Raw genomic sequence first — 22,188 nt, 5'->3', positions numbered from 1 at the left:
CTCCGTGATTTCGCCCCTTGCTCAAGACACCGGAAGGACCGGATCTTCATGAAGCCTGCGCCCTCGCAACTCGCCGCCGCCCCTGCATCCGAGTCGGGATCGGCTCCGGTATTATGTGGGGAGCTGGACATCCGCATCGCAAGGGACGGCACTTGGTATTATCACGGCTCTCCCATCGGTCGGAAAGAGTTGGTTTGCTTATTCGCCTCAGTATTGCATCGAGAGGAAGACGGATCCTACTGGATGATCACCCCAGCGGAGATGGGGCGCATCGAGGTGGAAGACGTCCCTTTTGTCGCCGTTGAGCTGTTCACCTGCCAATCGGGCCGCGAGCAAGCGGTCAGTGTGCGCACCAATGTTGACGAAATGGTGACGCTTTGCGGCGACCACCCCCTGCGCCTTGTTGCTGACGAGAAAACCGGCCAATCCATCCCCTATGTGGAAGTTCGTCCCGGGTTGGATGCACGTTTATCACGCTCCGTGTATTATGAATTGGTGGAATTGGGAATCGAGGAACGACTCGACGGGGAATCCCAATACGGTATCTGGAGCATGGGCAGCTTTTTTCCCCTGGGCGCCTTGGAAGAATAACGGACAAGCGTGAACCGGCAGGCGATCATCGAACGATTTACGGGTGGCGCATTTTCGACCCCCGACGAACAGCTTCCGCCTCCCCGAGGGGATCGGGAACTCAATCCGCACATGCGCCCCAAAGCCGATCTGTGTCCCGCAGCGGTGTTGATCCCCCTGGTCGATCGCACGGATGGTCTCACGGTTTTGCTCACCCAGCGCACCGATCACCTGGAACACCACCCGGGGCAGATCAGCTTTCCCGGTGGTCGTATCGAAGACATTGACGTCAGCGGATCTCATCAAGGCGCCATCAATGCCGCCCTGCGCGAGACCGAAGAAGAGGTCGGCCTGCACCGGCGCCAAGTTTCGGTCATCGGACTGCTGGACGATTACGAGACCCGCACCGGTTTCCGCGTCACCCCGGTGGTCGGTATCATCTCGCCGCCCTTTACCCTGCGCCTGGATCCCTTCGAGGTCGCTCAGGCCTTCGAGGTACCGCTGGACCATTTGCTCGACCCGGCCAATCACCAACGCCATCGGCATACGGTCAACGGCGCGGAACATATGTTTCATGCCATGCCCTACGAGGATCATTACATCTGGGGCGCCACCGCCGGGATGCTCATGAGCCTGTATGAATTCCTGAACCCGGGGACCCCCGCATGACCCGTATCCTGCTACAATACCTGCTGCCGCTTTTGGCCCCGTTGATGGTCTATGTGATCTGGGTCATCGTATCGAAAAAGGCCGGGGATGATGGCCTGTTGGTGACCATCGCCAAAGGCCCTTGGTTCTGGCTGCTGTTGGCCGGTTTCCTCCTGACCATGACCGTGCTCGGCACTTTGGCCATTGTGGGCAGTGGCGACACGGAGGGTACCTTTCAGTCGCCGCGCTGGGAGGACGGCAAGATCGTCCCCGGTCGCATCGTCCCCGCCGAGCCGGGAGAATAACCATGGCCGGGTCGCGGATTCCCCCGCAGCCCTGGATGACGGCGCCGGAAACGCGCAGCCTGTTCGCGGCACTGGAAAAAGCCGGGGACGAAGCCCGCTTTGTCGGCGGCTGCGTCCGCGACGCCGTTTTAAACCGACCGGTCAAGGATATCGATATCGCCACCCACCTGCCGCCGACGGAGGTTATCCGGCGGCTGGAAGCGGCGGACATTCATGTGATTCCCACCGGATTGGCCCATGGCACGGTCACAGCGGTGATACATAAGACCCACTTCGAGATCACCACCTTGCGCGAAGACCTGGAGACCGATGGGCGGCGGGCCAAGGTGGCCTTCACCGATGACTGGACCGCCGACGCGGCGCGCCGGGATTTCACCATCAATACCCTGTTCTGCACCCTGGACGGTGCCATTCATGATCCCTTCGATGGCTTGATTGATCTGGGGGAGGGGCGGGTGCGCTTCGTCGGTGATGCCCGCCAGCGCTGCGAGGAAGATATCCTCCGGGTACTGCGTTTTTTCCGCTTCCACGCCCATTACGGTCGTCCACCGCCGGATGCCGATGCCCTGGCCGCCTGCCGGGCTTTCGCGCCCCGGTTACCCGACCTGTCCGGTGAGCGCATCCGCAACGAATTGTTCAACATCTTGCTGGCCCCCGACCCGGCCAGCGCCATCGATCTGATGCACGCCCAAGGTGCTCTCATGCCCATTCTTCCGGAATCGGGGGACGGCGAGACGGAAACCCTGCGCCAGCTTTCCTGGCTGGAGGCCAATACCTGGCGCATTGAGGGAATCGAGACCGATTCCGTACGCAGGCTTTCAGCTTTGTTGAAAACCGATCCGGCGGGAGTGGCCGCGTTCGCTCATCGCCTGCATCTATCCAACCGGCAGCGGAACCGGCTGGCCACTCTGGCCGACCCGGCCTTGCGGCCGGAACCTTATGGGTCGCCCCATGATCTGCGAAAGCTGCTTTATAAGGAAGGATCGAACTTGGTCCGCGATCGCCTCCTGTTGGCCTGGGCCCACGAATTGGCCACCACCCCGGATCAAGGGTTGGACGACAATGAACGTTGGATGGAACACTTGCGAGCCTGCGCGGCCTGGGAGCCGGTCCCCTTTCCCCTGCGCGGCAAGGACGCCCTGGCCGTTGGCGTGGCCCATGGTCCGGCCATGGGCAAGATGCTGAAAAAGGTCGAGGCCTGGTGGATCAACGAGGATTTTCAGCCGGATAAGGCGGCCTGCCTGATGCGGCTGCGGGAGCTAAACGCCGATCACTGATGCGCGGAAGGCCCATTGCGGCGGCGCAGGCTATCAACCATTCGCCGGGCGGCGTCCTTGGACTCGAAGCAATTGACCAGGACCCCATTGACGCTCACGCACCAATCCTCGGGCGTTTTCCCTTGATGGATGATGTAGATGAAGTGGTCCATGCTCGCTCCTTTTTGTTACCCATAAGGATGGCATCGGCCACTTCATTTTGTTAGCGGAATAAAACCACTGAAACACCACCGGCCCGCTGTTGCAGCACCGGTGGCGGCTGTTCCCGTTACCAGAAGGCGAGCACCCGGTCGCCATCGACCTTGGCCTCGAAAGAGGTCAGCGGATGGTTGCCTTTTTCGATGCACTCGCCGGTGCCCAGATCAAACTTCCATTCATGCTTGGGGCAAGTCAGATGCTTACCGGCAATGGCCAGTTCCGGAATATCGGTGACCTGATGTGGGCAGGTGCTGTTGTAGACCTTCAGGGTCTCTCCCTCGCGATAGACGAAGACGTTGCGGTAGTCCATGGAGACATAGGTGGCCTCGCCTTCGGGGAAATCGGCCAAAGCGCCCAGGTCATGCCAGGCGGGCTCGGCATTCAGCGCATCGGTGGCGAAATCAGTGATGTTCATGGACAGGATGATATCGGTGGCCCAGACGATCTTGGCCAGCCCCAGGGTCGGGAAGGCCATCAACAGGGCATCGATGATTTCATTGGGGGTGCAGCCGTTGCGCAGGGCGCGCGACAGATACTGCTTCAACCCGCCTTCGGTCTGTACATCGACCTTGGTGATGACCGAAATCAGATCGCGGGTCTTGGTATCCAGGTGGGTTCCGGCTCCCTTGAGGAACTGGAAATAGTGGGTCATCGCCTCCGGTCGGGCGGCGATCAGGTAATTGAGGGCGTCACTCATTTTTTGGACTCCTGTGTCTTGGGCTCACTGAAAGAAGGTTTTTTTGATTTTGCCCGGGATGATTCCCAGACTTATCCACAATCTAATGCAAAGAAAACCGCGCCGAAAGAGGATCCACGCCCCACCATTGTGGATATCTTAACCAGCCCGATGGCAATCAAGTTGTTACGTTAAACGAATCCTGTAAGGTGTGTGTCCCATGAGAGAACAAACGAATCATCGCGGTAGCAGCTATTGGCTTGGACGCCTGTCCTCCGAGCACCCGTCCATCCATGCGCGGGTTAAATCCGGAGAGATCCCCAGCGTGCGCGCCGCTTGTATCCAGGCGGGTCTGATAAAGAAACTGACTCCACTGGATATTCTGCGTCGGGAATGGATGAAGGCCTCCGAGGAGCACCGTGCGGAATTCCTGGAATGGGCTAAATCAACCTCTGGGAATGGCCCCACGAAAAAGACCGATTTGGTCGGCCCCGATGGCTACCTTACCGGTCAGACAGTCGCCCGAATCAAGTTCTTGATTGCTGCGCGCGGACAGAATCAGGCCGATGTGATGGAATTCATGGGTTACAAGCGTTTGGACCGGCGTCTGGGCTTGGCCATGAAGGGTAATTGGCCGCCGACCCGCGACTTCGTCGAACAGGTCCAGCGCTGGATCGACTCAGAGGCCTGAAACGCCTTCACCGAATTCGAACAACAAACGGGCCGATTCCCAGGGGAAGTCGGCCCGAAGTTTTATTGCAGCCCGCCTGCCTGTTCGATGAAGGCGATAATCTCGTCGACGCCCTGGCCCTTTTTCACCTGGGCGAAGACAAAGGGGCGCTCGCCACGCATTTTTTTCGCATCGCGATCCATGACACCGAGATCGGCTCCCACCAGAGGCGCCAGATCGGTCTTGTTGATGATCAGAAGATCCGAGCGGGTGATGCCCGGTCCGCCCTTGCGCGGGATCTTGTCCCCCGCCGACACGTCGATGACATAGAGGGTGATGTCGGCCAGTTCCGGCGAGAAGGTGGCCGAAAGATTGTCGCCGCCGGATTCCACGAACACGATCTCCAGTTCTGGAAACTTCACCGTCATATCGGTCACCGCCGCCAGATTCATGGAGGCATCCTCGCGGATGGCCGTATGGGGACAACCGCCGGTTTCGACCCCGGCGATACGCTCGGGGTCCAAGGCGCCGGAGCGGGCCATGAACTCGGCGTCTTCGCGGGTATAGATATCATTGGTGATGGCGGCGATATCGTATCGGTCGCGCAAGGCCATACACAGGCGCTCCAACAGCGCTGTCTTGCCCGAGCCCACGGGACCGCCGATACCAACGCGAAGAGGATTGCTCATGATCGAAATAGCCTCGTGTATTGGGTTTCGTGTCGGATGGACATCCAGTCCACCATGAGAGCCGCCGAACCGAAATCATCTGGATCACGGGCCCGCGCGGCGGCCGCGGACTCGACAATGATCGGTTCCAAGGCCAACAAGGCCCGCTGCCCATCGGTTTGGCCCAGGGGCACCAGCCGCACCACCGCCGAAACCAGATTGGCGGCAAAGGCATTCAAAGTGGCGACCAGGGCCGATTGCAAGGGAACATGCGCCAGGGCGGCGGCGGCTCCGAGCGCCACGGCATAGGCTGGCTGAATATCCTGTCCCCGCAATTCTTCTCGCCATTGCAAGAGCTGGGGTTCGGGCCAGACCTGGACCAGACAATCCACGAAAGCTCGCCCCTGAGCGCGGCTTTCCAGGGCCATTTCGGCGGTTCCGCGCAAGGCATCGGCCCGCTCGACAAGGGCGGAAAGACGATCCCAGTCCCCCGAATCCATGGCCTCGTGGGCGGCGCGAAACAGGGCCGCATCAAGCCGTCCGGCACCGAAACGGAGGATGCCTTCCAGCCAACAAGTCAGGCTCTCGACGTCCTTGATATCGCCCGTCTCCACGGCCTGCTCCAAGCCATGGGAATAGGCGAAAGCACCCACCGGGAAATTGGGCGACAGCCAGGTCATCAGTTTTGAAAGACCCTGGTCAGTGAGCATGTCCACCTCCCGACGCATAGGCGCCGCCCTCCGGTTCGAAAGGCGCGGTTGTCCGGCTAACCGCGCCTCCCAGACCTTCGACCATATGCACCATCACCAAGTCATCGGCCATGCGCAGGCGGCCTCCATCTAACACTTGCACCGCTGTGTGGCGATTGCCGATATGCCAGGCAATGCGGGCCGCATGGGCGGCGTCGGTGCAGGCGATATCCACCACCGATTCCTCTGCCGCCCGTACTTCAATGACCCCGCCGCCGTCCAGTTCCAACCCGTCTCCATCGCCCAGCAGCACCGCGTCGGGCAGATCGAGCAGGAAAGCTTCGCCGCCGTCATCGATCATGCGGATGCGTCTTTTGTGACGATCGGCAAAGGCCAGGGTGATGGTTCCGACGGGATCGCCGGTCCAATGGCCCTGGGGCAAAACAGCGATGGCGCGGCGCAGGCTCAATAGAGGAAGTACCTTTGCGCCAGGGCCAGTTCCGCGGCCGGTTCACAGACCAGCAATCGCCCGTCGGCGCGGACCTCATAGGTTTCCGGGTCCACCTCCATGGCCGGGGTATAGTCATTGAGAACCATGTCCCTCTTTTTCACCGCGCGGCAGCCCGACACCGGCAGCAGGGTCTTGGACAGGCCGAACTTGGCGCCGATATCCGCTTGCAGCGCCAGGCCGGAAACGAAGGTCACCGCCGATGCTGTCAAGGACCGTCCGAAGGCGCCGAACATGGGCCGGTAATGCACCGGCTGCGGCGTCGGGATGGAAGCGTTGGGATCGCCCATGGCGGCGGCGGCAATGGTGCCGCATTTCAACACCAGATCCGGCTTGACGCCGAAGAACATGGGCTTCCATAGCACCAGATCGGCCAGCTTGCCCACCTCGATGGAGCCCACATGATTGGCGATGCCGTGGGTCAGGGCCGGGTTGATGGTGTATTTGGCCACATAGCGGCGGACGCGCAGGTTGTCGTTATCGCCTTTTTCGCCATCCAAGGCGCCGAACTGTTTCTTCATCTTGTCGGCGGTTTGCCAAGTGCGGATGATCACCTCGCCCACCCGGCCCATGGCCTGGCTGTCCGAGGCGATGATCGAGAAGGCGCCCAGGTCGTGCAGGATATCCTCCGCGGCGATGGTCTCGCGCCGGATCCGGCTTTCGGCGAAGGCCACGTCTTCGGGGATCTTGGAATCCAGATGATGGCAGACCATCAACATATCCAGATGCTCGTCGATGGTATTGACCGTGAAAGGCCGGGTCGGGTTGGTCGACGACGGCAGCACGTTCTGTTCGCCGCAGACCTTGATGATGTCCGGCGCATGGCCGCCGCCCGCGCCTTCGGTGTGGAAGGCATGGATGGTGCGGCCCTTGAAGGCGGCGATGGTGTTTTCCACGAAGCCGGATTCGTTGAGCGTGTCCGTATGGATGGCCACCTGCACGTCGGTCTCCTCGGCGACGCCCAGACAGGTATCGATGGCCGAGGGTGTGGTGCCCCAATCCTCATGCAGCTTCAGGCCGCAGGCCCCGGCGGCCACCTGTTCGGTCAGGGCGCCCGGCTCGGACGCATTGCCCTTGCCGAAAAAGGCCAGATTCATGGGAAAGGCTTCGGCGGCCTGCAACATGCGCTCCATGTGCCAGGGGCCGGGGGTACAGGTGGTGGCGTTGGTGCCTTCCGCCGGACCAGTGCCGCCGCCGAGCATGGTGGTGATGCCGGAATAGAGCGCGTCATCGATCTGTTGCGGGCAGATCCAGTGGATATGGCTGTCGATGCCCCCGGCGGTGACGATGCGGCCCTCGCCGGCGATGGCTTCGGTGCCCGGGCCGACAATGATGTCCACGTTGGGCTGCACGTCCGGATTTCCGGCCTTGCCGATGGCGGCGATCTTGCCGTCACGGATGCCGATGTCGGCCTTGACGATGCCCCAGTGGTCGACGATCAGGGCGTTGGTGATGACCGTATCCATGGCCCCCTCGGCGCGGGTCGCCTGGGACTGGCCCATGCCGTCGCGGATCACCTTGCCGCCACCGAATTTTACTTCTTCGCCATAGGTGGTGCGGTCTTCTTCCACTTCGATAATCAGGTCGGTGTCAGCCAGGCGCACCCGGTCGCCGGTGGTTGGGCCGAACATCCCCGCATAGGCGGCGCGGTCAATTGAGTATGCCATGGATCAGCCCTCCAGCTTGCCGTGAACCAGGGCGTTGAAGCCCTTGACGATGCGGTTGCCGCGATAGGCCACCAATGTCACCTCGCGGGTCTGGCCGGGCTCGAAGCGCACGGCGGTCCCGGCAGGGATATCAAGCCGGAAGCCACGGGCGGCCTCGCGGTCGAAGTCCAATGCCGGGTTGGTCTCGAAGAAATGATAGTGCGAGCCCACCTGCACCGGGCGGTCTCCGGTATTGGCCACCTTGAGGGTGAGGATCTCGCAGCCCTCGTTGAGGACGATGGCGCCAGCGGCGGGAAAGAGTTCTCCGGGGATCATGTTGTTCTCCTTGCGTCTTCATCCTTCGACAGGCTCAGGATGAGGATATCGCTCCAGTGTCCCTCACCCTGAGCTTGGCGAAGGGTGAGGAGAGTCCGTCAGCGAATGGGTTGATGCACGGTGACCAACTTGGTCCCGTCGGGGAAAGTGGCTTCCACCTGGATCTCGTGGATCATGTCGGCGATGCCGTCCATCACCTGATCGCGGCCCAGCACCGTGGCTCCGGCGCTCATCAAGTCGGCCACCGAGCGCCCGTCCCGCGCCCCTTCGACGACGAAATCGGAGATCAGCGCCATGGCCTCGGGGTAGTTCAGCTTGACCCCCCGCGCCAGTCGCTTGCGCGCCACCTCGGCGGCCATGGCCACCAGCAGCTTGTCTTTTTCCCTCGGTGACAGGTTCATCGATTCTCCCTCCTAGATATGCCAAAGGCGCGGCAGTTGCGCTTCGTGTCCCCCGGTCAGATTCCGAAAGGCCGCCCAGAAATCCCCATAGGCCCGACGCAGTGGATAGGGGTCTTCGGCCAACAGACGGATCAGCAAAAGGCCGTTGACCACCGTTGCCCCGCCCCTCACATCCCGGTCCGCATTCTCCAACAAGGCGCGGGCGGCGTCCAGCCGTTCCGGCGCATCCTCGGCGCCATAAACGATGGTGCCCAGAGCCGTCGCCCCGCCCAGCCCCGCCGGATGGGCGATGACCCGTTCGATCTCGTCCTCCAGGCACAGAGCATCGGCCCAGACCAGTTGGCCGTCCCGGCGGATTTCCCAGTGGTCCCGCACCAGCCCCCGGGTGATCTTTTCCCCCATGGCGCCCCGTCCCAGAACCAATAGCTCGCCCGCCAACAATTGTCCGCCGGGTGCCAGGTCCACCGACGTGCGGCGGCGCAGCCGGGCACCCTCGAACAAAATGGTTTCCTGGGGCAGCCATTCCATCCAGGCGTCGCCTCTGCAATCAAGGGACACGTTAATAATGCAGTCCTGTCCAGCGGAGCGATAGATCTTCTCCGCCGCCTGCACGGTGACCAGGGCGGAAGCCCCCTCCCCCACCGACGCGCAGAGCTCCAACCGGTCACCACCGACCAAACCGCCTGATGTGGTGACGAACACCGCCGAGGGAATCTCGCCCCTGGGCGGGGTGGGAAAGACGATCCGGATGGGATCGCTGTGATAGAGGTCTTTCAGGCGAGTCACGCCCTGGGCATCGGCAGCAAAGGACACGCGGCCCTCTCCCGCAACGGTAACCTTGGGCGGTTCAGCGACCTCAGACCGTGAGATAGCGACGGACATTGTCTTCGACCAGCTCCTCGCGGCTGCCTTGCATGACCACTTCTCCCCGGTCCATGACCAAAAACGAGTCGGCCAGGTCGCGGGCGAATTCGAAGTATTGTTCCACCAGAACCACCGCCATGTCACCCCTGTTGCCGAGCAACCGGATAACCCGCTCGATATCCTTGATGATGCTGGGCTGAATACCCTCGGTGGGTTCGTCCAATACCAGCAGCCGGGGCCGGGTAACCAGGGCGCGGGCGATGGCCAATTGCTGTTGCTGGCCGCCCGACAGATCGCCGCCGCGACGGCCCAGCATATCCTTGAGCACCGGAAACAGATCGAAGATCTCGTCTTGGACATGGCGCAGGGCCCGGGGCAGCGGCGCGTAGCCGGTGTGCAGGTTTTCCTCAACAGTCAGCAGCGGAAAAATCTCACGCCCCTGTGGCACGAAGGCGATGCCCTTTCTTGCCCGGTCATAGGGCGCCATATGGGTGATGTCTTCGCTATCCCAGGTGATGGTGCCGGATTGGATGGCCTGTTGTCCAACCACGGCGCGCATCAGACTGGTCTTGCCCACCCCGTTGCGGCCCATGACGCAGGTCACCTGGCCCAGTACCGCGTTCAGATTGACCGATTTCAGGGCCTGGGAGGCGCCATAGAACAGATCGACGTTTTCAGCATGCAACATTCGTCAGCGCCCCAAATAGCTTTCAATGACCCGTTCGTCGGCCTGCATGGCATCCAGCGAGCCCTCGGCCAACACCGAGCCCTCACAGAGCACCGTCACCTTGCAATCCAACGCCCGAACGAACTCCATGTCATGCTCGACCACCACCACCGAGTGATCCCCGGCGATGGTTTTCAGCAACTCGGCGGTTTCCATGGTTTCCGCGTCGGTCATGCCCGCCGCCGGTTCATCCACCAGCAGCAGTTCCGGCTCCTGCATCAACAACATGCCGATCTCCAGCCATTGCTTCTGTCCATGGGACAGGTCACCGGCCAGCTTATGACGGAAATCATGCAGGCGGATGGTCTCCATGATGTCCTCGATGTGATCGGACTGTTCGCGGCTGAGCTTGAAAAACAGAGACTGGAGAACGTTGCGCTGGCCCCGCAAGGCCAGTTCCAGATTGTCGAAGACGGACTGGGTCTCAAAGACCGTGGGCTTTTGAAACTTGCGACCGATGCCCAGGTTGGCGATATCCGCCTCGTCCAGCTTGGTCAGGTCGGTGCCGCCGTTGAATTGCACGTCGCCGCTATCGGGCCGGGTCTTGCCGGTGACCACGTCCATCATGGTGGTCTTGCCCGCTCCGTTGGGGCCGATGATGGCGCGCAGCTCGCCCGCCTCCACATAGAAGCTCAGTTCGTTGAGCGCCTTGAAGCCGTCGAAACTCACCGACACGCCATCCAGATAGAGGATCGTGTCATGCTTGCGGGGAGAGGCGGTACTCATGGTGTTTCTCCCAGAGCGCGTTTGGCGCGCCACTTACTGAACAGGCTCTGTTCGCCGCCGAAGCTGGGCAGGGTACCGACGATTCCCTTGGGCAGGAAGATGGTCGACAGGATGAACAGCAGTCCCAGGGCATAAAGCCAGGCTTCCGGCAGCGCCCCGGTGAAATAGCTTTTGGCGAAGTTGACCAGGATGGCGCCGAGCACCGCCCCGTGCAGCGAGCCGCGCCCGCCGACAGCCACCCAGATGATGATCTCGATGGAGGCCGCCGGGGCGAATTCCGACGGATTGATGATCCCCACCTGGGGCACGTAGAGCGCTCCGGCGACCCCCGCCAGCATGGCCGAGACCACGAAGACGAACAGCTTGTAATACTCCACCCGGTAGCCGAGGAACCGCGAGCGGCTTTCGGCATCGCGGATACCGATCAGCACCCGCCCGAGCCGCGAGGCAACGATCAAACGGCACAGGGCATAGGCCCCGGCCACCGCCAGGGCGCTGAGAGAGAACAGCCACAATCGGGTACCGGTGGCCTGGATATCGAAGCCCAGGATGTCCTTGAAGTCGGTCAGGCCGTTGTTGCCGCCGAAGCCCATGTCGTTACGGAAAAAGGCCAGCAGCAGGGCGAAAGTCATGGCCTGGGTGATGATCGACAGATAGACCCCCGTCACCCGGCTGCGGAAGGCAAACCAGCCGAACACCAAGGCCAGGGCCCCAGGCACCAACAGCACCATCAGCAGGGCAAAGGGAAAGGAATCGAAGCCGTACCAGTACCAAGGCAGTTCCTGCCAGTTGAGGAACACCATGAAGTCCGGCAGCTCGGCATTGCCATAGACGCCCCGATCACCGATCTGGCGCATTAAGTGCATGCCCATGGCATAGCCGCCCAAGGCGAAAAAGGCCCCATGGCCGAGGCTGAGGATGCCCGCGTAACCCCAGATCAGATCCACCGACAAGGCCAGCAGGGCGAAAGCCAGATACTTGCCGAGCAGGCTGACCATATAGGTGGGCACATGAAAGAAGCTGCTTTCCGGCACCATCTGATTGAGCAACGGTACCAGGATCGCGGCGCCCAGCATGGTCACCAGCAAGACCTTGCCGCCGGTACCTCGGGTGATGATGGCGAAGGGTGAGGGATGCTGTACCATGACCTATGCCTCCACCGCGCGACCCTTGAGCGCGAACAATCCGCGCGGGCGTTTCTGAATGAACAAGATGATGGCGACCAGCACGAAGATCTTGGCCAGCACGGCCCCGGCGTAAGGTTCCAGGAATTTGTTGGCGATGCCCAGGCTGAAGGCACCGACCAGGGTACCCCACAGATTTCCCACCCCGCCGAACACCACGACCATGAAACTGTCGATGATGTAGGCTTGGCCCAAATTAGGGGACACATTATCAATCTGGCTCAAGGCCACACCCGCCACCCCGGCGATTCCAGCGCCTAGGCCGAAGGTCATGGCATCCACCCAACCGGTGCGGATGCCCATGGAACTGGCCATGCGCCGGTTCTGGGTCACGGCGCGCATCTGCAAGCCAAAGGCGGTCTTGCGCAGAACGATGGCGATGGCCAACAAAACCATCAAGGAGAACACGATAATGGTGATCCGATTATAGGTCAGCACCAGCCCCGAAGCGGTTTCCAAGGCGCCGGACATCCAGTCGGGCGTGCCCACATCACGGTTTGTCGGGCCAAAGAAAGTCCGCACCAATTGTTGGAGAATGAGCGAGATGCCCCAGGTGGCCAGGAGGGTCTCCAAGGGCCGTCCATAAAGGAACCGGATGACACTGCGTTCGATGGCCACCCCGAACGCGCCGGCGACCAGGAAGGCGGCGGGCACGGCGACGAACAGGGAATAGTCGAAAGCCCCGGGCATATAGGCGCGAAAGGCCTCTTGAACCATGAAAGTCGTATAAGCGCCGAGCATCACCAACTCGCCATGGGCCATGTTGATCACCCCCATCACCCCGAAGGTGATGGCCAGCCCAACGGCGGCCAGCAGCAGGACGGAGCCCAGGCTGACCCCTTGGAAGATGGCGCCGATGGCATGCCAGAAGGCCAGGCTGTCCTGAATTTTTTCCAGAGCCTTGGCGGCGGCGGGGGCAACGGGATCGTCTTGCTGCGCAACGATGCGGGTCAGCAGGGACTGCACGTCCGGATCGGGATAGTCGGCCAGCACCACCAGGGCCTGTTCCCGGGCGGCCTGATCCTCGGAGGCACTCAGGGTGACGGCGGCCTGGGCCCGCTCCATGCGGCCCTTGACCGCCTCGTCTTCCTCGCGCGCCAGGGCTTTTTTCAGCAGCGGGAGACTGTCGGCGGACTTGGACGAGAACAGGGCATCGGCGGATTCCAGACGTTTGGCCGGATCCTTAGAGAACAAAGTCAGCGCGCCCATGACACCGCGGATGATGCCGCGCAGCTTGTTGTTGACGCCGATCTTTTTCAATTCGCGCTTTTTCGTCTGCCCCACTTCTTCGCCGGAAATGGGATCGGTCAGCACATAGACGTCACCCTGCTTTTCGGTGATGACGATCTTCTTGTCGCTCTTGCGCAAATAGAGCTTGCCCGCCGTCATGGCTTGCAGCACCGGCGCGGCGCGATCATCCCCGGCGGTGCCCAGGGCCTGTACGGCGGCAATCTTGGCCTTGTAGCTCTTGGCGCCGAGGGCGGCGATGCCCTCTTCCAGGGTCGCGGCTTGCGCCGAGGGACCGGAGAGCGCGATCATCAGCATCAGCGCAGCCGTCACGATCCGCATCAAATTAAACATGACCCGCCTGTTCTTGGGAAAAATGGAAAAACGAATAAGGAAAGGGGTCCCGGGGCCGATGGGTAACCGGCCCCGGGATGATCGGTAATGGCCTTACATGGCCGGCGCACCGAACTTCGGCTTCTCGCAGTTGCCACAGACCCAGGGATAGGTCCAGTCGGCGGTCAGCTTGGCGCTTTCCGGGATGAAGTCGGACCAGGCATCGCCCACCACTTCACCTTCGGTCTGCCAGACGATTTCGAACTGGCCATCGTCCTGGATCTCGCCGATCAGCACAGGCTTGGACAGGTGATGGTTGGTGTTCATCACCGCCATGCCGCCGGTCAGGTTGGCGACTTTCTGGCCGTACATGGCCTGGCGGACAGCGTCCACGTCGGTGGTACCGGCCTGCTCGACGGCCTGGGACCACATCTTGAAGCCGATGTAAGTGGCTTCCATCGGATCGTTGGTGACGCGCTTTTCGTTCTTGATGAACTTGTGCCAGGCCGTGATGAAGGCGTCGTTCTCTTCCGCATCGACGCTCATGAAGTAATTCCAGGCGGCCAGGTGACCGACCAGCGGCTTGGTATCGAGGCCAGCCAATTCTTCTTCACCGACGGAGAAAGCGACGACCGGGATGTCTTCGGCCTTGATGCCCTGGTTGCCCAGTTCCTTGTAGAACGGCACGTTGGCGTCACCGTTGATGGTCGAAACCACGGCGGTCTTCTTACCGGCGGAAGCAAATTTCTTCACGTCGGCGACGATGGTCTGCCAATCGGAATGACCGAACGGGGTGTAATTCTCCATGATGTCGGCATCCATGATACCCTTGGAGTGCAGGTAGGACCGCAGCACTTTATTGGTGGTGCGGGGATACACATAGTCGGTCCCCAGCAACACGATGCGCTTGGCGGCACCGCCGTCTTCGCTAAGCAGGTAGTCCACCGCCGGGATGGCCTGCTGGTTCGGCGCGGCACCGGTATAGAAGACGTTGCGGGAGCTTTCCTCGCCTTCGTACTGTACCGGATAGAACAGCATGGAATTCAGTTCCTCGAACACCGGCAGCACGGACTTGCGGGACACCGAGGTCCAGCAGCCGAACACCACGTCCACCTTGTTCTTCTCGATCAATTCACGGGCCTTTTCGGCGAACAGCGGCCAGTTGGAGGCCGGATCGACGACCACGGCTTCGAGCTTCTTGCCGAGCAAGCCACCCTTCTTGTTCTGCTCATCGACCATCATCAATACCGTGTCCTTCAGTGTCGTTTCACTGATGGCCATGGTGCCGGACAGGGAGTGCAAAACACCGACCTTGATGGTGTCGGCGGCCTGGGCCATTCCGGCCACAAAGGTCGTCGCGGCAACAGCGCCGGCACCGACCAGGGTGCGTATCGAATTTTTCATGTTTGGATCTCTCTCCACTCAAGGGTTGTTGTTGAACCACCCCCAACAAAGCAAGGGCCGTGCCAGGGCCTCGGCAACGCACATTAAGTCCCGTAATTGCTGAGACTCCGCCCCCGTGAGATCAATCCTTCCAAGCTAGGCACATGCCATTGGAACCCCCATATGGTCATTAATTAATCACAATCACCGCGAGTCGCCAAAAAGAGTGCCTATTATTTAATCACTTCGCCGACTGGCCGTTCCCTCTTTCAGGCGCCGCAATCCCAGGTGCCATAACGGTTGCAATCCCAGGCGGGCTCGGCTATAACCCGGCCTCTCATCGGCGGTCCGGCGGGGCATGCCCAGCCGCCAAATAAGACCAAACCTTTGTTGAAAGGATGATCGAAATGCCCAAGATGAAGACCAAGGCAAGCGCCAAGAAGCGCTTCAGCATGACTGCCTCCGGTAAAGTTCGCGGCAACCCCGCCCGCAAGCAGCACAATACCTCCAAGCGCCCCATGAGCATGAAACGTAAGGCCCGTGGCTCCATGATCCTCAACGATGTGGACGCCCGTATGGTCAAAAGCTTCATGCCCTATAGCCGCTAAAGGAGGATTGATCCATGGCACGTGTTTCCCGGGGCAAAACAGCCCACGCCCGTCATAAGAAGGTTCTCAAGCTCGCCAAGGGCTATCAGGGCCGCAACAGCACCGCTTATCGTGTGGCTCTGGAAAAGGTCGAAAAGGGCCTTCAGTACGCCTACCGCGACCGGCGCGCCAAGAAGCGCAGTTTCCGCTCTTTGTGGATTCAACGCATCAACGCTGCCGCCCGACTGCACGACATGACCTACTCCCAGTTCATGAACGGCCTGACCAAGGCTGGCGTGGAGCTGGACCGCAAGGTGCTCGCCGATCTGGCCGTACATGAGCCCGAGGCTTTCGGCAGCCTGGTCGAACAGGCCCGCTCGGCGCTGTAAATCAGCGACAATCGAACAAGGCAACGCCCTTCCCGCATGGGAGGGGCGTTTCTTTATGGGCGGTTACGCCGCTGTCGGCTGCCCGGGAAGAGAGTCCACGGAAACGCTCAGTCCGTGGGTCACCAGGAATGGGACCTGATAGAAGCGTTGGCCGATTTCCACCTCGTAGTATCCCCGCAAGCCGGTCTGCTTCCACAGCACCCGGTAGTGGCTGATCCCGTGGGGCGGGGCGGTCAACCTCAGATGGATCTTGCGTTCGATTTCCGCTTCCAGATTCAGGCCCAAGGTCCGCTTCAGATAGTGCTCGGTCTGATTCCTGATCAACGAAAACACCTCGGCACTCAATTCGGATAGGCTGCCCCGGTCCCGCACAACCACGATCCGGGTACGGGCGCTGCGAGTGAAATATAGATCGGTGGCCAGGAGGGTGGCGCCATGACTGTTGTCCAGGGGAATGTCCTCGGTGGCCAGAATCACCTCGTCTTCCTCCTCCCAGATTTCCCGGGCAAAGTGAATCATCGACTTGCCGGGTTTGAGCTTCTTGGTGGAGACGCTCGCGATTTTGCGACCGGCCTTGGCGGCAAGGGTGCCGATCCCCCATCCCGCAGCAAAGACTATGGGTACTAAATAGATCACCGGACTACCTTTTCGTCGCGCGCTTGTTGGGGATTTCGTAGACCAGGGTATGGGCCAGGGTCAGCCCGACAAACAGCCAGCTCGCGGGCCCATGCAATTTCATCGGCTTGACGATCTTCAGACCGGTCAGCATGGTCACCGCCAGACTCGCCGCCATGCCTGCCTTTACCGCTTCCTTGCCCACCCGGCGCACGCTGCGCTTTGGGGTGGCCCGGGCCTTGGGTCTGCTGCGAGGCGGACGATTATGGGGCGACACCGTTTCCCGGCGCGGGTGAAGCGGTGCGCAGGGATGGCTGCGAGAATCCGGCTGCGCGTTGGTGGCGCGGTTTTTTTCATCCGCAGGCAGTAAATCATCGACACGAGCGTCCATGGGCTGGCAATCCTTCTGAGACCTCAAATGCGATTGCGAATTATTCTCATATTATAAGTGTTGTCAAGTTGAATTAAGAGGTTAGAGGGCACCCCATATCCCCAGAAAATTTATGGAAATATAGTAAAACCAACGAGATAGCACCGGCACCCCCCGGCTCCATCGATCAAGTTTCTTTCAGCCTTTTGCCTGGGTGATCGGGGATCGCCCGGCGAAATCCTCAAGGACAGGGGCACCGACGATTCGTCGGTCTCGCCAGGGAGAGCTTGGTCTGTTTATAGAAGTTCTCTTGCGCCACCACACCGGTTGGAATGGCGGGACGGATCCTATATGCTATGCAGCATAAAACATTTGAAGCGAGGGGTAATCGTGGTGGGATTAAATAGGACGGATATGATCGAGATTGATGGGGAATTGCTGTCAGTCGATGAGCTTGCGGAGAGCTACAAGAACACCAAGGAAGAGCTCAACCACCTGACCAAGAAGGACCGCCGGGCGGCTCGAGCGCTGGAGCGCCGTCGGCAAGAGCAGTCCTTGAAGCCCTATCAGGCCGAACTGATCAAGATGCAGCGCTACCTGGAAGAAACCGATACCCGCGTGATCGCCCTGTTTGAAGGACGCGACGCCGCCGGTAAGGGTGGCACCATCCGTCGTATCACCCGCTACATGAATGAAAAGCACTATCGGGTGGTGGCCTTGGGCAAACCGACCCAGATGCAACTCAGCCAGTGGTACTTCCAACGCTATGTGCAACAGTTTCCGCGCGGCGGCGAATTCGTGCTGTTCGACCGGTCTTGGTACAACAGGGCCATGGTGGAGCCCGTATTCGGTTTCTGCACGCCTGAGCAATACGAAGCCTTCATGGAAGGCGTCACCGGCTTCGAGAAGGATCTGGTGCGCAACGGAACCATTCTGGTCAAGATGTACTTCAGCGTCACCAAGGACGTCCAGGCCGAACGCTTCGAACGCCGCATGACCGACCCTTTGCGGCAATGGAAGTTGTCGGAGGTGGATGTGCAGGCTCAGGAGCGATGGGAAGACTTTACAGACGTCAAATACAAGATGTTACTGAGGACTCATACCACCGTGGCCCCCTGGACCATCGTCCGTTCCGACGACAAGTATCTGGCGCGAATCAATGCTATCAAGGTGTTGCTCAACGCTGTGCCCTATGAAAATCGCAATCCGGAACTCGACTATGCCCCGGACCCGGAGATTATCGTTTCCGGTGCCCGAGAGCTGGAGATTTTGAAGGCGATGCGTATTCAACTGGGTATCGCCGATTAAAACACGGCGTTCAAAATCCGATAGCGCCCCTTCCCGTTGGGAGGGGCGTTATTCTATTGGAACCTGCGAAAGAACTAGATCACGTCGTGTCCAATGGGTCCGTTTGGACCCGACAGCCGCTATAGCAAATTGAATCAAAGCGATCTTATGCTCTAGATCACGTCGTGTTTGATCGGATTCGATCAAACATGAAAAACGTGATCGATTCCAATAAGGTCGCGCGTGTCTAGCGGGTCCGATTGGACCCGACACGCGCTAGGCGTGGCAAGGCTTTCCTTACCCCCGCAAAGCCCCCCCTGTCGCTTTCTCCACCGCTGCCACGACCTTGGCCGCTACGGTTTCCAAGTCCTGATCGGTCAGGGTCTTCTCGGTGGGTTGCAGGACGATGTTGACGGCCAGGGACTTCTTGTCGTCGCCCAGGTTGCCGCCGATGAACTGGTCGAACACCCGCACGTCGGTGATCAAGACCTTGTCGGCCCCGCGCACGGCCCGCATCAGGTCTCCGGCTTTCACGTCCGTATCGACCACGAAGGCAAAGTCCCGTTCCACCGGCTGGAAGGCCGACAGATCCAGGCGCGGGCGAGTGGTGGCGGCCTTTTTCTTCGGGAAGGGTACCCGGTCGAGGAATACTTCGTACCCGGCGGCGGCGGCCTTCAGGCCCAGGGCCTTGAGCACCTTGGGGTGCATTTCACCAAAGGTGGCCAGCACATTGGGGCCGAGGCGCAGGCAGCCTGACCGGCCCGGGTGATACCAGCCCGGCGCGTCGGTGGAAACTTGCAGCTTGTCCACCGGGGCACCGACGGCAGCCAGCACCGCCAGGGCATCGGCCTTGGCATCGAAGGCATCCACGCCGCGCGGCGGATTGGCCCAGTTGCGATGGCCGGTGCGGCCGGAACGCAGGCCGGTGGCCATGACATCCTGGCCCTCAGGCGTGTCGTCCCGGAACTGCGGGCCGACCTCGAACAGGTCCGCATCGCGGAAGCCCCGGTCGGCATTGCGCGCCGCGGCGGCGATCAGATTGGGCAGGATGCTCGGGCGCATGACATTCAGATCGGCGCTGATGGGATTGACCAGACGCAGGCTATCGTCCACGCCGCCGAACAGCTCCGCATGACCCTCGGGCAGGAAGGAATAGGTCACCACCTCGCGCAGGCCACGCTGGGCCAGCAACCGCCGCGCCGCCACATGGCGTGCCTGCGTGGGCAGCCAGGCCGCTTCCGGCAGGTCGGTGGTGCGTTCCAGAGCCACGGCGGGGATGTTGTCGTAGCCATGCAGACGCAGGATTTCCTCCACCACACAGGCTTCGCCGACAATATCGTGACGCCAGGCCGGAGAGGTCACGGTCCAGGTCTCAGCCCCTTTGTCGATGCCAAAACCAAGCACGGTCAGGATGCGTTCCTGTTCCGACTCGTCCACCACCACGCCTCCCAGGCTCGCCACCCGATTGGGGCGATAGGCGATGGTCTTCGATGTCACCGGCTTTTCACCGGCCACGATGATGTTGGAGGCTTCACCGCCGCACCAATCGAGCATCCAGCGGGTGGCGATCTCGGTGGCATCGATCATCAGTTCCGGGTCCACGCCGCGTTCGAAGCGATAGCGGGCATCGGATTGCAGGTTCAGCTTGCGCCCGGTCATGGCGGTGCGCACGGCATCGAAGTAGGCCGTCTCGATGAACACGTCCGTCGTCGTCTCTGTGCAGCCGGACTCCTCGCCGCCCATGATCCCGGCAATGGCCTCGGCACGCGACTGATCGGCGATGACGGTCATTTCCGCGTCCAGCTCGTACTCCTTGCCGTCCAAAGCCAGCAGCTTCTCGCCGTCCTTGGCCATGCGCGGGCGAATGCCCCCATCGCACTTGGCCAGATCGAACACATGCATGGGGCGGCCATATTCGATGGTCATCAGGTTGGTGATGTCCACCAGGGCCGAGATGGGCCTCAGCCCCACGGCGGTCAGCTTATCTTGCACCCATTGCGGACTCGCACCGTTTTTGACGCCTCGTACCATGCGCCCGACGAAATAGGGGCAGGCGTCCCTGTGGGCTTCGTCGAAGTCCAGCGTCACCCCGACCGGGCTATCGAAGGCCGCCGGCACCGGTGTCGCGTCCAACGGCTTCAGGATCCCAATTCCGGCGGCGGCCAAATCCCGGGCCACGCCCCGCACACCCAGGCAGTCGCCCCGGTTCGGGGTAATGGCAATTTCGATGATCGGATCGCCCAGGCCCATGATGGCGGCGGCTTCCTCGCCAATCGGGGTACCCTCGGGCAAATCGACAATCCCCTGATGGTCGTCGGACAGCCCCATTTCGCGCTCGGACAGCAGCATGCCACGGCTCTCGACGCCACGGATCTTGGCCTTTTTCAAGGTCACGTCAATGCCCGGAATATACATGCCTTCGCGGGCGAAGACGCCGGTCATGCCGGCCCGGGCATTGGGCGCGCCACAGACCACCTGAAAGGTCTCCGACCCGGTATCGACCGTGCAAAGCTGAAGCTTGTCGGCATCCGGGTGCCGCTCGGCGGCGGTGACCTTGGCGGTGACGAAGCCTTTCAAGGCCGCCGCGCGATCCTCGACGCCTTCCAGTTCCAGACCGATCATGGTCAGGCCGTCGGTGATTTCCTTTAAGGGCGCATCGATTTCAAGATGCTCCTTGAGCCAGGACAAGGTGAATTTCATCGGCTCAGCCCTCCGGTCATGCTGGGCACGTCCAAGGCCGCGAACCCGTAGTGTTTCAGCCAGCGCAGATCGCTTTCATAGAAGGTGCGCAGATCGGGAATGCCGTACTTGAGCATGGCCAACCGCTCCAACCCAACCCCGAAGGCGAAGCCCTGGTACTTGGTGGAATCGATGCCACAGTTTTCCAGCACCGCCGGATTGACCATGCCGGAGCCGAGAATTTCCAGCCAGTCGTCGCCATGGCCGATCTTGAACTCACCGCCCTCTCGGGTACAGCCGATGTCCACTTCCGCCGAGGGTTCGGTGAACGGGAAATAGCTGGGCCGGAAGCGCACCGGCAGATCGTCGGTGCCGAAATAGGCGCGGCAGAAATCGATCAGGCAGCCCTTCAGGTGACCCATGTGAGTCTTCTCGTCGATGACCAGACCTTCCACCTGATTGAACATGGGCGAATGGGTGGCGTCGTAGTCACAGCGGTAGGTGCGCCCGGGGCAGATCACCCGGATCGGCGGTTTCTGCTTGAGCATGGTGCGGATCTGCACCGGCGAGGTATGGGTGCGCAACACCGTGCGCTGACCGTCCTCGGTCTCGTTGGGCAGATAGAAAGTGTCGTGCTCTTGCCGCGCCGGGTGCTCGGGCGGAATGTTGAGGGCGCCGAAATTGTACCAGTCCACCTCGATGTCCGGCCCTTCGGCAACGGTGAAGCCCATCTCGCCAAAGATCGCCACCACCTCGTCGATGGTCTGGCTCAGGGGATGGATGGAGCCTTGGGGTTCTTCGCGGACCGGCAGGGAAACATCGATGCGTTCCTCGGCCAGGCGGGCATCCAGTTCCGCATCAGCCAGAGTCTCCTTGCGCCGTTCGATGGCCTCGGCGATCTCGTTTTTGACCAAGTTAAGCGCCTGGCCGGTGGCCTTGCGCTGCTCCGGATCCATGCCGCCCAGGCCCTTCATCAGGCCGGAGATGGCGCCCTTCTTGCCCAGGGCCGAGACTCGTACCTCGTCCAGGGCTTTCAGGTCGGTCGCTTCCTCCACCGAGGTCAGCAGATCGGACCGCAATTGATCCAGGTTGTCCATGGTCGCTCTCTTTCTTTCTGATCTTCGGCGTCGCAGGCCATTCGACGCACCTTTTACCCGTAGAAACCGCCAAACGGAAGGCCTCAGTTGGTCGGGGCCGTTCTCACCCGTTGCACTTGTGAACGAAT

General features: G+C 61.0%; 26 protein-coding genes. 8 read left to right on the top strand and 18 right to left on the bottom strand.

The genetic code is table 11. The features are described from left to right. Positions 1-48: 48 nt before the first annotated feature. Genes MGMAQ_RS03700 through MGMAQ_RS03685 form a run of 4 tightly spaced genes read left to right on the top strand, consistent with a single transcriptional unit; the run spans position 49 to position 2,800 of the window. Complete coding sequence (locus MGMAQ_RS03700; protein WP_082085246.1) at positions 49-591, top strand: DUF1285 domain-containing protein; 543 nt, start codon at positions 49-51, stop codon at positions 589-591. A gap of 9 nt (positions 592-600) precedes the next feature. Beyond that, positions 601-1,239: a CoA pyrophosphatase gene (locus MGMAQ_RS03695; protein WP_252508673.1), complete on the top strand. Its 639-nt coding sequence runs from the start codon at positions 601-603 to the stop codon at positions 1,237-1,239. Beyond that, positions 1,236-1,523 (top strand): hypothetical protein, encoded by a 288-nt coding sequence (locus tag MGMAQ_RS03690; protein WP_046020483.1) that lies wholly within the window; start codon positions 1,236-1,238, stop codon positions 1,521-1,523. Before MGMAQ_RS03695 ends, MGMAQ_RS03690 begins: the two co-directional genes overlap by 4 nt. Positions 1,524-1,525: 2 nt before the next feature. Next, entirely contained in the window at positions 1,526-2,800 is a 1,275-nt protein-coding gene (locus MGMAQ_RS03685; RefSeq protein WP_046020482.1) for a CCA tRNA nucleotidyltransferase, read from the top strand. Here the strand turns inward: MGMAQ_RS03685 and MGMAQ_RS20940 are convergent. Together MGMAQ_RS20940 and MGMAQ_RS03680 are read right to left on the bottom strand one after the other, a co-directional pair. Further along, positions 2,794-2,952, bottom strand: coding sequence for a hypothetical protein (locus MGMAQ_RS20940; RefSeq protein ID WP_158498764.1), 159 nt, complete (start codon positions 2,950-2,952; stop codon positions 2,794-2,796). The genes MGMAQ_RS03685 and MGMAQ_RS20940 overlap by 7 nt on opposite strands. Positions 2,953-3,068: 116 nt before the next feature. Continuing rightward, the gene (locus MGMAQ_RS03680; RefSeq protein WP_046020481.1) at positions 3,069-3,695 is read right to left on the bottom strand and encodes a Rieske 2Fe-2S domain-containing protein; all 627 of its coding nucleotides are present in this window, start codon (positions 3,693-3,695) and stop codon (positions 3,069-3,071) included. 199 nt (positions 3,696-3,894) lie between these two features. Between MGMAQ_RS03680 and MGMAQ_RS03675 the strand changes: the two genes are divergently transcribed. Further along, complete coding sequence (locus MGMAQ_RS03675) at positions 3,895-4,365, top strand: hypothetical protein (RefSeq protein WP_148560825.1); 471 nt, start codon at positions 3,895-3,897, stop codon at positions 4,363-4,365. A gap of 62 nt (positions 4,366-4,427) precedes the next feature. On the opposite strand, the gene ureG is transcribed toward MGMAQ_RS03675, so the two are convergent. The 12 genes from ureG to urtA form a co-directional block, all read right to left on the bottom strand. After that, the gene (gene ureG, locus MGMAQ_RS03670) at positions 4,428-5,033 is read right to left on the bottom strand and encodes an urease accessory protein UreG (protein WP_046020479.1); all 606 of its coding nucleotides are present in this window, start codon (positions 5,031-5,033) and stop codon (positions 4,428-4,430) included. Continuing rightward, the gene (locus MGMAQ_RS03665) at positions 5,030-5,722 is read right to left on the bottom strand and encodes an urease accessory protein UreF (RefSeq protein ID WP_148560824.1); all 693 of its coding nucleotides are present in this window, start codon (positions 5,720-5,722) and stop codon (positions 5,030-5,032) included. Before MGMAQ_RS03665 ends, ureG begins: the two co-directional genes overlap by 4 nt. Next, positions 5,712-6,170, bottom strand: a complete 459-nt coding sequence (locus MGMAQ_RS03660; protein ID WP_148560823.1) for an urease accessory protein UreE — start codon at positions 6,168-6,170, stop codon at positions 5,712-5,714. Before MGMAQ_RS03660 ends, MGMAQ_RS03665 begins: the two co-directional genes overlap by 11 nt. Beyond that, on the bottom strand, positions 6,167-7,876 hold the full coding sequence (gene ureC, locus MGMAQ_RS03655; RefSeq protein WP_046020477.1) for an urease subunit alpha: 1,710 nt from the start codon (positions 7,874-7,876) through the stop codon (positions 6,167-6,169). The genes MGMAQ_RS03660 and ureC overlap by 4 nt, the downstream gene beginning before the upstream one ends. Positions 7,877-7,879: 3 nt before the next feature. Next, complete coding sequence (locus MGMAQ_RS03650) at positions 7,880-8,191, bottom strand: urease subunit beta (RefSeq protein ID WP_046020476.1); 312 nt, start codon at positions 8,189-8,191, stop codon at positions 7,880-7,882. Between the two features lie 98 nt (positions 8,192-8,289). Then, on the bottom strand, positions 8,290-8,592 hold the full coding sequence (locus MGMAQ_RS03645; RefSeq protein WP_046020475.1) for an urease subunit gamma: 303 nt from the start codon (positions 8,590-8,592) through the stop codon (positions 8,290-8,292). Between the two features lie 12 nt (positions 8,593-8,604). Then, positions 8,605-9,474 carry an urease accessory protein UreD gene (locus MGMAQ_RS03640; protein ID WP_046020474.1) on the bottom strand — a complete coding sequence of 290 codons (870 nt, stop codon included), beginning with the start codon at positions 9,472-9,474 and terminating at the stop codon, positions 8,605-8,607. Then, entirely contained in the window at positions 9,449-10,144 is a 696-nt protein-coding gene (gene urtE, locus MGMAQ_RS03635; RefSeq protein ID WP_046020473.1) for an urea ABC transporter ATP-binding subunit UrtE, read from the bottom strand. Before urtE ends, MGMAQ_RS03640 begins: the two co-directional genes overlap by 26 nt. A gap of 3 nt (positions 10,145-10,147) precedes the next feature. Beyond that, positions 10,148-10,909, bottom strand: a complete 762-nt coding sequence (gene urtD, locus MGMAQ_RS03630; protein ID WP_046020472.1) for an urea ABC transporter ATP-binding protein UrtD — start codon at positions 10,907-10,909, stop codon at positions 10,148-10,150. Then, positions 10,906-12,054, bottom strand: coding sequence for an urea ABC transporter permease subunit UrtC (gene urtC / locus MGMAQ_RS03625; RefSeq protein ID WP_046020471.1), 1,149 nt, complete (start codon positions 12,052-12,054; stop codon positions 10,906-10,908). The genes urtD and urtC overlap by 4 nt, the downstream gene beginning before the upstream one ends. Positions 12,055-12,057: 3 nt before the next feature. Then, entirely contained in the window at positions 12,058-13,674 is a 1,617-nt protein-coding gene (gene urtB, locus MGMAQ_RS03620) for an urea ABC transporter permease subunit UrtB (RefSeq protein ID WP_046020470.1), read from the bottom strand. Between the two features lie 93 nt (positions 13,675-13,767). Then, entirely contained in the window at positions 13,768-15,057 is a 1,290-nt protein-coding gene (urtA, locus tag MGMAQ_RS03615; protein WP_046020469.1) for an urea ABC transporter substrate-binding protein, read from the bottom strand. Between the two features lie 386 nt (positions 15,058-15,443). Between urtA and rpmI the strand changes: the two genes are divergently transcribed. Both rpmI and rplT read left to right on the top strand, forming a co-directional pair. Continuing rightward, positions 15,444-15,644 (top strand): 50S ribosomal protein L35, encoded by a 201-nt coding sequence (gene rpmI, locus MGMAQ_RS03610; RefSeq protein WP_046022912.1) that lies wholly within the window; start codon positions 15,444-15,446, stop codon positions 15,642-15,644. 14 nt (positions 15,645-15,658) lie between these two features. Continuing rightward, the gene (rplT, locus tag MGMAQ_RS03605; protein WP_046020468.1) at positions 15,659-16,012 is read left to right on the top strand and encodes a 50S ribosomal protein L20; all 354 of its coding nucleotides are present in this window, start codon (positions 15,659-15,661) and stop codon (positions 16,010-16,012) included. A gap of 63 nt (positions 16,013-16,075) precedes the next feature. Here rplT and MGMAQ_RS03600 read toward each other — a convergent pair whose 3' ends face one another. Together MGMAQ_RS03600 and MGMAQ_RS03595 are read right to left on the bottom strand one after the other, a co-directional pair. Continuing rightward, positions 16,076-16,648, bottom strand: a complete 573-nt coding sequence (locus tag MGMAQ_RS03600) for a hypothetical protein (protein WP_046020467.1) — start codon at positions 16,646-16,648, stop codon at positions 16,076-16,078. Positions 16,649-16,652: 4 nt separating this feature from the next. After that, on the bottom strand, positions 16,653-17,018 hold the full coding sequence (locus tag MGMAQ_RS03595) for a hypothetical protein (RefSeq protein ID WP_046020466.1): 366 nt from the start codon (positions 17,016-17,018) through the stop codon (positions 16,653-16,655). A 393-nt stretch (positions 17,019-17,411) separates the two neighbouring features. Here MGMAQ_RS03595 and ppk2 point away from each other — a divergent pair, with 393 nt between their 5' ends. After that, positions 17,412-18,305 (top strand): polyphosphate kinase 2, encoded by an 894-nt coding sequence (gene ppk2 / locus MGMAQ_RS03590; protein WP_173427164.1) that lies wholly within the window; start codon positions 17,412-17,414, stop codon positions 18,303-18,305. Between the two features lie 276 nt (positions 18,306-18,581). Here the strand turns inward: ppk2 and pheT are convergent, their stop codons facing one another. Both pheT and pheS read right to left on the bottom strand, forming a co-directional pair. Next, positions 18,582-20,984 carry a phenylalanine--tRNA ligase subunit beta gene (gene pheT / locus MGMAQ_RS03585; protein WP_046020464.1) on the bottom strand — a complete coding sequence of 801 codons (2,403 nt, stop codon included), beginning with the start codon at positions 20,982-20,984 and terminating at the stop codon, positions 18,582-18,584. Continuing rightward, positions 20,981-22,060 carry a phenylalanine--tRNA ligase subunit alpha gene (gene pheS / locus MGMAQ_RS03580; protein ID WP_046020463.1) on the bottom strand — a complete coding sequence of 360 codons (1,080 nt, stop codon included), beginning with the start codon at positions 22,058-22,060 and terminating at the stop codon, positions 20,981-20,983. The genes pheT and pheS overlap by 4 nt, the downstream gene beginning before the upstream one ends. Positions 22,061-22,188 lie beyond the last annotated feature (128 nt).

It is taken from the genome of Magnetospira sp. QH-2, assembly GCF_000968135.1.
Lineage (GTDB): Bacteria > Pseudomonadota > Alphaproteobacteria > Rhodospirillales > Magnetospiraceae > Magnetospira.
The sequence above is the reverse complement of the archived record's forward strand: the minus strand, read 5'-3'. Positions and strand labels throughout refer to the sequence as shown.